Genomic DNA, 12,701 nt, shown 5'->3' with positions numbered 1-12,701 from the left:
AAGGCGCTAATAAGCGCCTTGGGGCACATCTTATCCCTTGTTTTGGTGTGTCCGTGAAGTCGGGGGAGAGCTCTCAGTAGCATAAGTAGTATTAGCAAAATTATGAAATTTTAAAGCTTCGGTGGAAACCTTATGAGGCGCTAAGCATTATATTTAATGAGGAAAAATGAAAATTCAAACCTTTATTGCTGTGATATTAATAGCTCTCTCTGCCCCTGCGTTATCTGAAGAAAAAAGAGAACTTATTCTAGAGCTACTTGAGTTAACCCAAGCTCAAAATAATCATGAGCTTTTGATTAACTCATATATTCGGAAGTTTTCTAGCAATCCAATTATGGCAACGGAAAAATTTGAACAAAAGATACGAGCCGCAGCGTCTTGGGACGTTATAGTTGAGCCTACAATCAGGATATATCAAGAAACTTACACGGCTGAAGAGTTGAAATCTATGAATGACTTTTTTTCTACTCCAATTGGTCAGTCATTGATTTCTAAGACCCCAGAAGTTAATGAGAGAATTTCAACTGTACTAGTAAACAACATGCAACCAGTTCTAAAACATTTTAAATCTAAAAATGAAGTCAATGAGAAAAGAGCAGTTGCAATATTAAATACAATTCAAGAAGCTAGAAAAGGTTCTCGAACTGAAAAGCCTGGGTTCTTAACAGTCACTGAAGCTCAGTTAAGAGCTGCAGCGGATAGTGGGAGCTTTGCTATAGAATCTGAAGGTATCATCTATACCTTTGATGACTCAGCTTACAACATTGATACTTCACAAGTAACTGATATGTCATACTTATTTCGCTATGCACAGAAGACAGGGTTTAATGAAGATATTGGCTATTGGGATGTTTCGAATGTTACGAATATGGAAGGTGTTTTCTTTGGAGCTATAGCCTTCAATCAAAATATTAGCGAGTGGGATGTGTCAAAAGTGACCAATATGAAAGGGATGTTTTTTAAGGCGTTAGCTTTTAACCAAGATATTAGCCAGTGGGATGTATCCAAGGTGACTAATATGAATTGGTTATTCGGGTGGTGTGAGTCTTTTAATCAACCTCTTGAGCAGTGGGATGTGTCGGAAGTTACCAACATGAATGGAATGTTTCTTGGCGCAACGCTGTTCAATCAATCTCTTAATAGTTGGAACGTATCAAATGTTACTGATATGACGGATATGTTTAAGTGGGCTAGTTCTTTTAACAAACCGCTCGATAAATGGAATGTGTCAAAAATTACGAATATGGATTCTATGTTTGAATCGGCCGAGTCTTTTAATCAAGATTTAAGTAGATGGGACACCTCAAGAGTTTCTGACGAACCAGTTCTATTTATTCGCAAGGATTACCCAACAGAGAAGCTTCCCGGTTGGTAATGTTCGTTCTATGGATAAGCTGACATCAAGGTTTGTAGTCAACAAAAAAGGCGCCAATCGGCGCCTTTTTTATTCATTCACAAGTTTGCTTTAAGCAAAGTTCTTGTTTACGAAGTCCCAGTTTACTAGCTTCCAGAAAGCTTCTAAGTAGTTAGGACGAGAGTTACGGTAGTCGATGTAGTAAGCGTGTTCCCACACATCAACAGTTAACAGTGGCTCTACGCCATCGTGCGCGACTGGGGTATCTGCGTCGTCAGTGTTGAACAAATCAACAGAACCGTCAGATTTTTTCACCAGCCATGTCCAGCCAGAACCGAAGTTGCCGGCAGCGCTTGCGTTGAACTCTTCTTTAAATTTCTCGAAAGAGCCAAACTTTTTGTTAATAGCTTCAGCTACTGGGCCAGTTGGTTCACCGCCGCCGTTCGGGCTTAGGCAGTTCCAGTAGAACGTGTGGTTCCATACCTGTGCAGCGTTGTTGAACAGGCCGCCTTTTTCAGACTTAATAATGTCTTCCAGAGACTTGCTTTCAAGGTCGGTACCTTTAACCGCATCGTTCAGTTTGCTCACGTAAGTCGCGTGATGCTTACCATAATGGTATTCCAGAGTTTCTTCTGAAATGTGCGGTGCCAGAGCGTTTTTCTCGTATGGAAGAGCCGGTAGTTCAAATGCCATAATTTTTTCTCTCCGTTCTTTATGAGTGCAAATGTGCGACCTGCACGTTAACTTGTGCAGGTTCTTTCTTGTTATACCTTACGATATATAGGGCTGACTGGATTGCTTTTCAAGGAAATCTTCCAATTTAGGACAAAACTTTATAGGCTGTGTTAAAATACCTGAGTGTTTTAATCAACCATTATATTAAGCAGAGGTGTTATGGAAACGGTTGACAGAATTAAGCAGCAAATCGAAGAAAACCCAATCCTGTTGTACATGAAAGGCTCTCCGAAGTTGCCTAGCTGTGGTTTCTCTTCACAAGCATCACAAGCCTTGATGGGCTGTGGGCAGGCGTTTGCTTACGTCGATATCCTGCAAAATCCGGATATCCGTGCAGAATTGCCTAAATACGCAAACTGGCCGACTTTCCCGCAGCTTTGGGTTGAGGGTGAACTGGTTGGCGGTTGTGATATTATTATGGAAATGTTCCAGAACGGCGAACTGCAAGAATTGGTTTCTGAAGTTGCAGAGCGTCATCCGGAGCCTTCGGCGGAATAAAGAGCCTTCAGCGGGGTAAGTAGCCTTCAGTTGAATGAAATTTGAGCAAATAGTAGACAGTCTGTAGTGAATATCGTGGTTGACCTTGTTTTTTCATTGAGGCATCCCCATCACTACAGGTGAAGATTTAACACACTCAACATTAAATGGAGAGAATCGATGTCTGTATTAGTAGGTCGTAAGGCACCTGATTTTACTGCAGCAGCAGTATTAGGTTCAGGTGAAATTGTTGAAGATTTCAAACTGTCAGATGCCATCAAAGGCAAAAAAGCAGTGGTTTTCTTCTATCCGTTGGACTTTACTTTCGTATGTCCTTCAGAGCTAATTGCTTTTGACAAACGTTTAGACGAATTCAAAAAACGTGGCGTAGAAGTCATCGGTGTATCAATTGACTCTCAGTTTACTCACAGCGCATGGCGTAATACGTCAACCGACGCTGGTGGTATTGGTCAGGTGAAATACCCGTTGGTTGCTGACGTTCGTCACAGCATTTGTAAAGCGTACGACGTTGAACACCCACAAGCTGGCGTTGCGTTCCGTGGTTCATTCTTAATTGATGAAGAAGGCATGGTTCGTCACCAGGTAGTTAACGACTTGCCATTAGGCCGTAACATCGACGAGATGCTGCGTATGGTTGACGCACTGAACTTCCACGAGAAGCACGGTGAAGTTTGCCCAGCAGGCTGGGAAGAAGGTAAAGAAGGCATGAAAGAAAACGCAGAAGGCGTTGCTTCTTACTTGTCTAAAAACGCTGACAAACTGTAAGCGTTTACTGAATTGAGAAAGCCGCTCGTTTGAGCGGCTTTTTTATGTCTGAATTTCGTGTGTAAAGTTAACTTTTATCCTGCCGCGATTCCGGCGGCCAGCCACCCAATTCCTTCCAGCGGTTAATCATCCAGCAATAGAGCTCTGCGGTGCGTTCGGTGTCATACAAGGCTGAGTGTGCTTGTTTGCTGTCAAACTCAATACCGGCTGCCTGGCATGCTTTAATCAGTACAGTTTGCCCTAAGGTCATTGCCGCAAGCGACGTTGTATCAAAACTGACAAAAGGATGAAACGGGTTACGTTTTAAATTGGCACGCTCAGCGGCGGCCATCATAAAGCCGTGATCAAAGTTTGAGTTATGTCCCACTAAAACACTCCGCTGACAACCGGCAGCTTTCTGTGCTTTTCGTATAGGCTTGAAAAGCTCACGCAGCGCTTCACCTTCCTCTACGGCTCCGCGCAAGGGGCAGTGCGGGTCAATGCCGTTAAAGTCGATAGCCGCCTGTTCAATGTTGGCACCTTCGAAAGGTTTTACGTGGTAATGAACCGAGTCGACCGGCTTGAGTATTCCGTCGTCATCGAAATCCAGCAAGACTGCAGCTATTTCCAGTAACGCATCGGTTTTTGCGTTAAACCCCGCTGTTTCGACATCGACGACTACCGGCATGTAGCCGCGAAAACGTTGTTTCATAAGCGAGTTAGAGCTGTCTGACATAGAATTTCCGTAGTGAATAAAACATAACGCCATTATGCCAAAGATAACGGAGTTCTGCTTGCAGAAATACTAAAGCAACCGCAATGCTTGCCGATAACAGACGTATCAGAAATAAATCAGGGGCGCTTATGAAAAATTGGCCGATGTTGACTGCTGTTTCAGCCTCGCTGCTGCTATTAAGCGGGCAGGCACAAGCAAACTCAGTCAGGCACTACAGTGCAAACCTGGATAACTCCGCCTGGCAGATCAGTGAAAAGAACCGCTTAGCCTGTGAGATGGAACATGAAATTCCTCGTTACGGTAAGGTGCGGTTTCAAAGTGAAGCCAGCAAAGAGCTCAATTTGCGCATGAAAATGGAGATGCAGAAGTTACCGGACAGCTATGGTGTGTCTGCTATTGAGTCGGTGCCGCCGCGCTGGCAGCCCGGTGAGTCCAGTTACCGCATTGGTAATATGCAACTGTATAAGCAGTTTGATGGTGAGCTGCAAAAACAACTGGCATGGACTTTGTTAAGCGAGCTGGAGAAAGGGCGGTATCCCACGTTTTTCTATGATGACTGGTACAACAACCGTGATCAGGTGGCAGTGTCTTTGTCGTCGGTGAATTTTCGTCGTACTTATGATGACTTTATGAGCTGCGTAAATGCGTTATTGCCTTTCAGCTTTGATGATATTGCGTACACGGTGCTTAACCATGAAGCCGACAGCGAAAAGCTGACTTTGTCCTCGCAGCGAAAGCTTAAACAGATTAGCGATTATCTTCAGGTGGATAATGAGCTGGAACTGGTTCTGGTGGATGCCTATACTGACTCGCTTGGTGCGCGTGGGCCGAACCAGGAATTAACCGAACAGCGCGCGAAAGAAATTCAGCAGTTTTTTGTTGAGCGTGGTATAGACGCCGAGCGGATTAAAACCGTTGCTCACGGTGAAGATCGTCCGGTTAAATCCAATGACAATGAGATAAACCGTCAGATTAACCGCCGCGTTATTGTGCAACTGACAAAACCGTCGTCGATTGAGCTGTAATAAGCTCAATCGCTGGTTTTTTCTTTAAACTCGCACAAGTCTTCAATAACGCAGGAACCACAACGTGGCTTGCGGGCTATGCAGGTGTAACGGCCGTGCAAAATTAACCAGTGGTGCACATCGACCTTAAACTCAGCCGGTACCACTTTTATCAGTTTTTCTTCTACTTCTTTGACGTTTTTTCCCGGTGCCAGTTTGGTGCGGTTAGACACGCGGAATATGTGCGTGTCTACGGCAATAGTCGGCCAGCCGAAGGCGGTATTTAACACCACGTTTGCGGTTTTACGACCAACACCAGGCAGGGCTTCCAGTGCAGCTCTGTCTTCCGGTACTTCGCCGCCATATTCTTGAACCAGAATTTTGCAGGTTTTGTAAGCGTTTTCGGCTTTGGAATTAAACAGGCCGATTGTTTTTATGTATTCTTTTATGCCATCCACACCCAGCGCCAGCATTGTTTCCGCGGTAGGCGCTGCGGGAAAGAGTTTACGAGTGGCTTTATTAACCCCAACGTCGGTTGCTTGAGCGGATAACAAGACCGCAATCAGTAACTGAAAAGGTGAGTCATATTCCAGTTCTGTGGTTGGGTTGGGGTTGTTGTCCCGTAGTCGGCTTAAAATTTCGTAACGCTTGGTTTTATTCATAATAAGTCATTTGTTGTTATATTTTTCAGGCAGTAACCCGTGCACGGGTAACGGTTTTCTTTTCAGCGCGGGCGCTGCGTACTGCATCTATTTTATTTTTCAACGCAATAATAAAGCCCATACCAATAAAGGCTCCGGGTGGCAGTATCGCCAGTAATAATGGGTAATTCACCGTGAATAGCTCAATGCGCAACTGTGAAGCCCAGTCACCTAACAAGAGTTCTGCGCCATTAAACAGCGTGCCGTTACCGATAATTTCGCGCATTGCGCCCAGCACTACCAGTACTAAGGCAAAGCCTGCGCCCATTGTCAGCCCGTCGAAGGCGGCGCGTTGCCATGGGTTTTTCGAGGCGTAGGCTTCTGCGCGGCCAATAATGGCGCAGTTGGTGACAATAAGCGGAATGAAAATACCCAGCGACTGGTACAGCTGAAAGACGTAGGCGTTCATCAGTAATTGAATAATGGTGACAAAAGTGGCGATAACCATAACAAAGACCGGAATACGAATTTCCGATGGCACAAAGTCGCGTACCAGAGACACGGTAACGTTAGAACCGACCAGAACAAATAATGTGGCGAGTCCAAGACCCAGGGCATTGGTCACCGAAGCGGTAACCGCCAATAGAGGGCATAAACCTAACAGCTGCACCAGTGCTGGGTTGTTGTCCCATAAGCCTTGCTTGGTTAAATGTTTGTATTCATTCATTCCTGAACCTCCTGACAGTGAGGTAAGTCGGCATTAAATAGAACGTCGGCTTGCTGCTGAAGTTCTAAAGTCGCACGTTTTACTGCCGAAACCACGGCGCGAGGCGTAATGGTGGCGCCGGTAAACTGGTCAAACATACCGCCGTCGCGTTGCACCGCCCAGCGGTCATCGTCTGCGCCGCGAACTTGCTTCTCAGCAAAGCTTTTTATCCAGTCGCTTTTTTCAACTTCGATTTTGTCGCCTAAACCGGGAGTTTCCTGATGGCGCAGAGTTCTTACGCCCAGGACTTCACCGCTGGGTTTAATAGCCACTAATAAACGAATAGCACCGGAGTAGCCGTCGGGTGCAATAACTTCGGCTGCCAGCGCGGTTGGCTCTTCGTTAACCCATGCACGATATAAGGGTTGCTGCTTGCTGCTGCCTAATGCCGGGTTCTCCAGTAAACGACAGGACTGATACAAGTCGTTGTCGTGCATGGTTGGTGGTATCAGTTGGTTCAACGTGCGCAATACCTGCCGTTGTTGCTGCATGGCAATTTTGTCTTCGGTCAGCACCTGCACACCAATAACCAGAGACGTGGCAACAACTGCGAATGCCGCCAACAATAAACCGTTTTTTTGCATACTGTTCAGCGTCATTTCAGTCTCCGTGTCCGTATACAACAGGCCGCGTGTAACGGTCTATAAGCGGTACGCACATATTGGCAAGCAACACAGCAAAGGCGACTGCATCGGGATAGCCGCCCCAACTGCGAATAACAAAAATTAAGAAGCCAATAAGCAAGCCAAATATAACCCGTCCACGATTAGAGGTAGCCGCAGATACCGGGTCGGTGGCTATAAAGAAGGCACCTAACATTGTTGCTCCGCTTAAGGCGTGAACGACTGGTCCGGGCATTAGATCCGGGGCAAATATATGCGCGATAAACGCGGGTATACAAAGACCACCAAGAAAGCCGAGTGGAATGTGCCAGCTGATAATACGTTGCTGAATTAAGAGTAACCCACCGACGAAAAAGCCCAGGTTTATCCACTGCCAGCCGGCACCGGCAAAGTAACTGAATTCCGGGCGCTGATAAATTTCAGTCAGTGTATAACCCTGAGTCAGTCCGGTTTTTATACTGTCGAGTGGGGTTGCCATGGTGACGCCATCGATACCGGAACGGAGCTGCTCAACGCTGTAGCCTGCAGGCGTGTATTCAAACAATATGGTGTGCAACGTTTGCCATAAGTTAAGCGAATGCTCACTAATGGCTGAAACTGGTAACCAGTTGGTCATTTGTACCGGGAACGACACCAGAAGAAGCACATAACCAGCCATGGCCGGGTTAAATAAGTTTTGCCCCATGCCACCATAAACATGTTTGACCACGACAATGGCGAATAATGTTCCTATAACGATGATCCACCAGGGCGCTAATGAAGGGATGCTAATAGCCAGTAAAACGGCGGTAACTATGGCAGTATTGTCGCGCAAGGCTGAAAATGCCGGACGCTCCCGGGCTACGGTGCAGGCCATTTCGGCGGCAATTGCAGTAACCACGGCCAGAAGAATTTGAAACCAGATACCGGAACCAAAAAAGTAACTGTGCAGCAGTACGCCGGGAACCAGTGCATAACAAACCCAGCGCATCATTTCGCTGGTGCTGCGCTGGTTATGCCCATGGGGTGACGATGCAATTCTGAAACTCATGACTCATTTCCTTTGGCTGAGTTGCTTTCTTCTGGGCTTTCTTTAGCAGCCTGAGCTGCCTTTTTAGCTTTAGCGCGGGCAATAGCGGCTGCAACTGCTGCTGATTTACCGGCCGGTTTCTCAGTGCTTTCTTCCGCTTTACTTCCCGGTTCGTCGCTGCTTTTCTGTTGCGCTTCTTGTTGCATTTCCTGCTGCATTTTTTTGCGTTCTTCGGCGGCTTTTCTGTGACGCTCTAAGCGTTCTTCTTTTTCACGCTCCAGCCGTTCCTGCCTTGCTTCGAAACGTTTACGAGCTTGTTCCGCTTTGGCTTTTTCACGGGCTATATTGCGCACTTCGGCTTTGGCCTTTCGGTAATAGTGCACCAGTGGTATCTCGCTGGGGCAGACATAAGCGCAGGCACCGCATTCAATGCAGTCGAACAAATTGTGTTTTTCCAGTGACTCGTAGTCTTTGGCTTTGGCCAACCATTGCAATTGCTGCGGTTGTAATGTTGCCGGGCAGGCGTCGGCACAGGCGCCGCATCGAATACAGGCCAGCTCAGGTCCGGGAGAGGGCAGTTCCTTCTCCGTAGGTGCCAGAACACAGTTAGTGGTTTTTATTACCGGCACTTCCGTAATAGGCAGGGTGAAGCCCATCATAGGCCCGCCCATAATAATGCGTTGCTTTTTCTCCGGAGTAAAACCTGACTCATCCAGCAAATGCTGAATTGGTGTTCCTAATAAGGCCCACACGTTCCCCCGCTGTTTAAGAGATTCGCCGGTCAGCGTAACCACGCGCTCTAACAATGGCTCACCATGGATAATTGCCCGTTTAACGGCATAAGCTGTGCCGACGTTTTGCATCAGCAGGCCGATATCCATCGGCAACTTGCCACTGGGTACCTGATGCCCGGTAAGCAGTTCAATCAGTTGCTTTTCCCCACCGGACGGGTACTTAGTAGGCACTACTTTAAGCTGTATTTGCGGGTTGTCGTTAATGGCTTCTGCCATGGCCTTTATGGCCTCAGGTTTATTATCTTCAATAGCAAGCAGAACCGAGTCACAACGGGTTATGTACTGCAAAATGCGAATGCCGGCAACAATGTCATCGGCGTGTTCCTGCATTAAGCGATCGTCTGCGGCAATGTAAGGTTCGCACTCAACCCCGTTTATAATAAGGTGTTTCAGAGGCTTTTGTTGCGCCAGTTTTTGAGCGGTAGGGAAACCTGCACCACCTAAACCGGCAATACCAGCTTCCTGAATCAGCTCCAGCAAGCGTGAAATTTCAACGTCATGATAATCTGGCAGTGCGTGCTTATTGCCCCAGCGGTCTTCGCCGTCCGGGTGAATGACAATAGCCTGTTCCGGCAAGCCCGATGCATGCGCCGTAGGGCGCTCTTCAATGGCGGCAATGGTACCGGATGTTGGAGCGTGCAAGGGTAACCCCTGGCTTAACCCTGCTTCAGTTAAACGCTGACCTTTATCGACGCGCTCGCCGACCTTAACCAAAACCTTACCAGAAGGGCCGATGTGCTGGCGCACCGGCAAAATGAGTTCTTGCGGTAATGTAAGCTTGCGAATGGGCTGGCTGCTGGCCGGCTGCTTGCGCTCAGGAGGATGAACACCGCCAGGGAAGTGACCTATCACATTGGCGTTAAAGTCATGTTTGTTTGCCTGCACGTCGCTCATTCCACCACCTTAACCGGAATGCTATTGGCTTTTATGTTCTCTTTCACGGTATCCAAATCCCATTGCCAGGTTTCGGGTTTTGCTTTTACTTTCACCATGTCGATACAGTCGACCGGGCAAGGTTCAACACAAAGATCGCAGCCGGTACATTCATGTTCGATAACCGTGTGCATTTGTTTTGCTGCACCTAAAATGGCATCGACCGGGCAGGCTTGAATACATTTAGTGCAACCAATGCACTCGTCCTCGCGGATAACCGCGACTTTTTTAACGTCTTCTTCGCCATGAGCATCATCCAGAGGCTTGGCTTCTACGCCCATTAAATCGGCTAACTGTTTTATGGTCGCTTCGCCGCCCGGCGGGCATTTGTTAATGTCGTCACCGTCGGCAATGGCTTGTGCGTAGGGGCGGCAACCGGGGTAACCGCATTGGCCACATTGTGTTTGTGGCAGAATTTCGTCAATCTGGTCGACAATAGGATCGCTCTCGACGCGGAATTTAACCGCGGCAAAACCAAGAATCACTCCGAATATCAGCGCTAATATACCCAGCGCGATAACTGCTCCGAATAAACTCATTAACTGCTCACCAATCCGCTAAAGCCCATAAAGGCAAGAGACATAAGCCCTGCGGTTATCATCGCAATAGCCGAACCTTTAAACGCTACCGGCACGTCGGCGGCAGCTAAGCGCTCACGCAGAGCTGAGAATAAAATAAGTACCAGTGAGAAACCAATAGCGGCCCCTAAGCCATAAACAATAGACTGCACAAAGTTGTGTTGCTCGTTGACGTTAAGCAGAGCAACACCCAAAACGGCACAGTTAGTGGTAATTAGAGGCAGGAAAATACCCAGTAACCGGTACAGCGTAGGGCTGGTTTTGTGTACCACCATTTCTGTAAATTGTACGACCACTGCAATAACCAGGATAAAGCTGAGCGTTTGCAGCGACATTAAGTCGAGCGGCTCAAGCAGGTATTGATTTACCAGGTAGCTACAGACCGAGGCAAGAGTCAGCACAAAGGTGGTCGCTGCTGACATGCCTATTGCCGTGTCCAGTTTGCCGGAAACGCCCATAAAGGGGCACAACCCCAGGAACTTCACCAGTACAAAGTTATTAACCAGCACGGTGCCTATCAGTAGCAGTAAGTAATCGGTCATTTACCTTTCCGGATACTGTGTTTAACAAAGACCGCATATTATCGGTGTTTTGGTCGCCATAAACAACAGACAGAGGGCATGTGTTTTGGAGAAAATTTGTGCATTGTCATACTTTCTTCACGAAACTGCTCATTTAGTGTCATAAAGGCTTGGCAAGGTAGCTACAACTGAAGCCAAAATGGGTTTTAAACCACATGGTACTAATCAGTTATTTACAACGTTTTGACCGCTATTGTTATTGTTTGTTTTCTGGTTTGCGGGCTAAGGATTTGCCCGGACAAATTGCACTGCTGACATCGCGCAGTGGTGACGGTTACGGTTACCTGGTTATTGCGCTAATGGCCTGGCTTCTGGACGAATCCGGCGACGACTATTTTGCCCACCTGTTACTTGCCTTTGCACTTGAGCTACCGGCTTACTGGATAATGAAAAACAGTTTTCGGCGTCAGCGACCCAGTGAGTTGAATTTATCTTTTGCTGCTTTGGTTGTCGCCAGTGATAAATTCAGTTTTCCTTCCGGGCATACCGCAGCGGCTGTTCTGTTTTCTACAGTAACCTATCAGTATTACCCAAATCTTGGCTTAGTCTGTTTTGGCTGGGCTGCCGCTATTGGTGCCTCCCGAGTTGTGGTTGGCGTCCATTACCCCAGCGATATTGTTGCTGGTGCTTCGCTGGCTATTGTCGTATCGGAGTTCGTTATATGAAAATTCTTTATGGTATACAGGGCACGGGTAATGGTCACCTGAGTCGCTGTCACACCATGGCAAAGTCTCTTGCAAAATATAATGTTGATATTGATTACCTGATATCGGGGCGTGATGTTGCCGGTTTATTCGATATGGACGTTTTCGGCGATTATCAGTGGCAGCAGGGTTTGTCTTTTGTCACTGAAAAAGGGCGGTTAAGAAGACGTAAGACGTTACTTAACAATGACTGGAGTCAGTTTTGGCAGGATGTAAAAAAATTACCGGTAAAAGATTACGATTTAGTGATCACAGATTATGAACCCGTAACCGCCTGGGCGGCTAAGAAAGCCGGAGTGCGCTGTATTGGCTTAGGTCGTCAGTATGCGTTTCAGGAGCCTGAGTTGTTCCGGCGCTTGTCCTGGTGGCAGAAAAAGCTGATATCTTCATTTGCGCCCTGTTCAGAGCCTGTCGGTATGCACTGGCTTTCAACCGGAAATGCGATTCCCCCCGTGGTCAGGCATGAAGAAAATAACTGTGGCGGCTTAATGCAACGCGTGGTTGTCTATTTACCCTTTGAAGACCCTCGGCATGTAATTGAACAATTGCAGCCTTTAGATAATTACGAGTTTTCTTTTTTTCATCCTTTGGCTAAGCGCGAGTCTTTAGGTCATATTGAGTGTTACCCACCTTCAAGAGCGGAGTTTGCCGCTCACTTCAATAAGGCCTCGGCTATTTTGTCTAACGCGGGGTTTGAAACCAGTTGCGAGGCGCTGAGTCAGGGCAAAGCGCTTGCAGTAAAGCCTTTAACCGGTCAGTTTGAGCAAAAATGGAATGCGCAGATACTGCAGGAGCAGGGGTTAGCGCATGTCCTTAAGCGAATCGACAGCGTATCAATTGATAGTTGGTTAACCCAACGTAATCCGCAACGGTTATATTGGCCTAATGTTGCAGATGAATTAGCTCAGTGGATATCTAAAGGCGCTCAGCAGCCTGTTGCTGAACTGAGTGCAGGGCTGTGGTCCAGAAACGAAAAAACCGCCGTATAGGCGGTTCTCTCT

At 47.2% G+C, this 12,701-nt stretch carries 15 protein-coding genes; 6 read left to right on the top strand and 9 right to left on the bottom strand.

Annotated features, from left to right (window positions below; translation table 11 throughout):
* Window positions 1-166: 166 nt before the first annotated feature.
* A complete protein-coding gene (locus tag RJ32_RS10205) occupies window positions 167-1,375 on the top strand; it encodes a BspA family leucine-rich repeat surface protein (RefSeq protein WP_051018778.1) in 1,209 nt (402 codons plus the stop codon).
* Between the two features lie 90 nt (window positions 1,376-1,465).
* Here the strand turns inward: RJ32_RS10205 and RJ32_RS10200 are convergent, their stop codons facing one another.
* Complete coding sequence (locus RJ32_RS10200) at window positions 1,466-2,047, bottom strand: superoxide dismutase (protein WP_034821902.1); 582 nt, start codon at window positions 2,045-2,047, stop codon at window positions 1,466-1,468.
* Between the two features lie 201 nt (window positions 2,048-2,248).
* Between RJ32_RS10200 and RJ32_RS10195 the strand changes: the two genes are divergently transcribed.
* Both RJ32_RS10195 and RJ32_RS10190 read left to right on the top strand, forming a co-directional pair.
* Entirely contained in the window at window positions 2,249-2,587 is a 339-nt protein-coding gene (locus RJ32_RS10195; RefSeq protein WP_011235037.1) for a Grx4 family monothiol glutaredoxin, read from the top strand.
* A gap of 159 nt (window positions 2,588-2,746) precedes the next feature.
* Window positions 2,747-3,352, top strand: a complete 606-nt coding sequence (locus RJ32_RS10190) for a peroxiredoxin (protein WP_011235036.1) — start codon at window positions 2,747-2,749, stop codon at window positions 3,350-3,352.
* Between the two features lie 67 nt (window positions 3,353-3,419).
* Here RJ32_RS10190 and rnt read toward each other — a convergent pair whose 3' ends face one another.
* Window positions 3,420-4,067 (bottom strand): ribonuclease T, encoded by a 648-nt coding sequence (rnt, locus tag RJ32_RS10185; protein WP_011235035.1) that lies wholly within the window; start codon window positions 4,065-4,067, stop codon window positions 3,420-3,422.
* A gap of 128 nt (window positions 4,068-4,195) precedes the next feature.
* Between rnt and RJ32_RS10180 the strand changes: the two genes are divergently transcribed.
* The gene (locus RJ32_RS10180) at window positions 4,196-5,092 is read left to right on the top strand and encodes an OmpA family protein (RefSeq protein WP_011235034.1); all 897 of its coding nucleotides are present in this window, start codon (window positions 4,196-4,198) and stop codon (window positions 5,090-5,092) included.
* A 5-nt stretch (window positions 5,093-5,097) separates the two neighbouring features.
* Here the strand turns inward: RJ32_RS10180 and nth are convergent, their stop codons facing one another.
* From nth to rsxA, 7 genes are read right to left on the bottom strand one after another with little or no spacing between them, the layout of a single operon-like run.
* The gene (nth, locus tag RJ32_RS10175) at window positions 5,098-5,733 is read right to left on the bottom strand and encodes an endonuclease III (protein WP_011235033.1); all 636 of its coding nucleotides are present in this window, start codon (window positions 5,731-5,733) and stop codon (window positions 5,098-5,100) included.
* Window positions 5,734-5,758: 25 nt separating this feature from the next.
* Window positions 5,759-6,439 carry an electron transport complex subunit E gene (locus tag RJ32_RS10170; protein ID WP_034821896.1) on the bottom strand — a complete coding sequence of 227 codons (681 nt, stop codon included), beginning with the start codon at window positions 6,437-6,439 and terminating at the stop codon, window positions 5,759-5,761.
* The gene (rsxG, locus tag RJ32_RS10165; RefSeq protein ID WP_034821894.1) at window positions 6,436-7,077 is read right to left on the bottom strand and encodes an electron transport complex subunit RsxG; all 642 of its coding nucleotides are present in this window, start codon (window positions 7,075-7,077) and stop codon (window positions 6,436-6,438) included. Before rsxG ends, RJ32_RS10170 begins: the two co-directional genes overlap by 4 nt.
* Before the next feature lies 1 nt (window position 7,078).
* Window positions 7,079-8,131 (bottom strand): electron transport complex subunit RsxD, encoded by a 1,053-nt coding sequence (rsxD, locus tag RJ32_RS10160; RefSeq protein ID WP_034821890.1) that lies wholly within the window; start codon window positions 8,129-8,131, stop codon window positions 7,079-7,081.
* Window positions 8,128-9,798 (bottom strand): electron transport complex subunit RsxC, encoded by a 1,671-nt coding sequence (rsxC, locus tag RJ32_RS10155; RefSeq protein ID WP_034821887.1) that lies wholly within the window; start codon window positions 9,796-9,798, stop codon window positions 8,128-8,130. Before rsxC ends, rsxD begins: the two co-directional genes overlap by 4 nt.
* The gene (gene rsxB, locus RJ32_RS10150) at window positions 9,795-10,376 is read right to left on the bottom strand and encodes an electron transport complex subunit RsxB (RefSeq protein ID WP_034821885.1); all 582 of its coding nucleotides are present in this window, start codon (window positions 10,374-10,376) and stop codon (window positions 9,795-9,797) included. Before rsxB ends, rsxC begins: the two co-directional genes overlap by 4 nt.
* Window positions 10,376-10,957 carry an electron transport complex subunit RsxA gene (gene rsxA / locus RJ32_RS10145; RefSeq protein ID WP_034821882.1) on the bottom strand — a complete coding sequence of 194 codons (582 nt, stop codon included), beginning with the start codon at window positions 10,955-10,957 and terminating at the stop codon, window positions 10,376-10,378. The genes rsxB and rsxA overlap by 1 nt, the downstream gene beginning before the upstream one ends.
* A gap of 194 nt (window positions 10,958-11,151) precedes the next feature.
* On the opposite strand from rsxA, the gene RJ32_RS10140 reads away from it, so the two are divergent.
* Together RJ32_RS10140 and RJ32_RS10135 are read left to right on the top strand one after the other, a co-directional pair.
* The gene (locus tag RJ32_RS10140; RefSeq protein WP_034821880.1) at window positions 11,152-11,661 is read left to right on the top strand and encodes a phosphatase PAP2 family protein; all 510 of its coding nucleotides are present in this window, start codon (window positions 11,152-11,154) and stop codon (window positions 11,659-11,661) included.
* Window positions 11,658-12,689: a glycosyltransferase family protein gene (locus RJ32_RS10135; protein ID WP_034821878.1), complete on the top strand. Its 1,032-nt coding sequence runs from the start codon at window positions 11,658-11,660 to the stop codon at window positions 12,687-12,689. The genes RJ32_RS10140 and RJ32_RS10135 overlap by 4 nt, the downstream gene beginning before the upstream one ends.
* Window positions 12,690-12,701: the final 12 nt, after the last annotated feature.

Origin of the sequence: Idiomarina sp. 28-8 (assembly GCF_000320945.2) — a bacterium.
Taxonomy (GTDB): Bacteria; Pseudomonadota; Gammaproteobacteria; order Enterobacterales; family Alteromonadaceae; genus Idiomarina; species Idiomarina loihiensis.
This window is presented reverse-complemented; position numbering and strand designations above follow the sequence as displayed.

Excerpts from the sequence above, each read along its gene's own strand:
- RJ32_RS10205 (WP_051018778.1), top strand. The coding sequence starts at position 167 with ATGAAAATTCAAACCTTTATTGCTGTGATATTAATAGCTCTCTCTGCC.
- RJ32_RS10200 (WP_034821902.1), bottom strand. The coding sequence starts at position 2,047 with ATGGCATTTGAACTACCGGCTCTTCCATACGAGAAAAACGCTCTGGCA.
- RJ32_RS10195 (WP_011235037.1), top strand. The coding sequence starts at position 2,249 with ATGGAAACGGTTGACAGAATTAAGCAGCAAATCGAAGAAAACCCAATC.
- RJ32_RS10190 (WP_011235036.1), top strand. The coding sequence starts at position 2,747 with ATGTCTGTATTAGTAGGTCGTAAGGCACCTGATTTTACTGCAGCAGCA.
- rnt (WP_011235035.1), bottom strand. The coding sequence starts at position 4,067 with ATGTCAGACAGCTCTAACTCGCTTATGAAACAACGTTTTCGCGGCTAC.
- RJ32_RS10180 (WP_011235034.1), top strand. The coding sequence starts at position 4,196 with ATGAAAAATTGGCCGATGTTGACTGCTGTTTCAGCCTCGCTGCTGCTA.
- nth (WP_011235033.1), bottom strand. The coding sequence starts at position 5,733 with ATGAATAAAACCAAGCGTTACGAAATTTTAAGCCGACTACGGGACAAC.
- RJ32_RS10170 (WP_034821896.1), bottom strand. The coding sequence starts at position 6,439 with ATGAATGAATACAAACATTTAACCAAGCAAGGCTTATGGGACAACAAC.
- rsxG (WP_034821894.1), bottom strand. The coding sequence starts at position 7,077 with ATGACGCTGAACAGTATGCAAAAAAACGGTTTATTGTTGGCGGCATTC.
- rsxD (WP_034821890.1), bottom strand. The coding sequence starts at position 8,131 with ATGAGTTTCAGAATTGCATCGTCACCCCATGGGCATAACCAGCGCAGC.
- rsxC (WP_034821887.1), bottom strand. The coding sequence starts at position 9,798 with ATGAGCGACGTGCAGGCAAACAAACATGACTTTAACGCCAATGTGATA.
- rsxB (WP_034821885.1), bottom strand. The coding sequence starts at position 10,376 with ATGAGTTTATTCGGAGCAGTTATCGCGCTGGGTATATTAGCGCTGATA.
- rsxA (WP_034821882.1), bottom strand. The coding sequence starts at position 10,957 with ATGACCGATTACTTACTGCTACTGATAGGCACCGTGCTGGTTAATAAC.
- RJ32_RS10140 (WP_034821880.1), top strand. The coding sequence starts at position 11,152 with ATGGTACTAATCAGTTATTTACAACGTTTTGACCGCTATTGTTATTGT.
- RJ32_RS10135 (WP_034821878.1), top strand. The coding sequence starts at position 11,658 with ATGAAAATTCTTTATGGTATACAGGGCACGGGTAATGGTCACCTGAGT.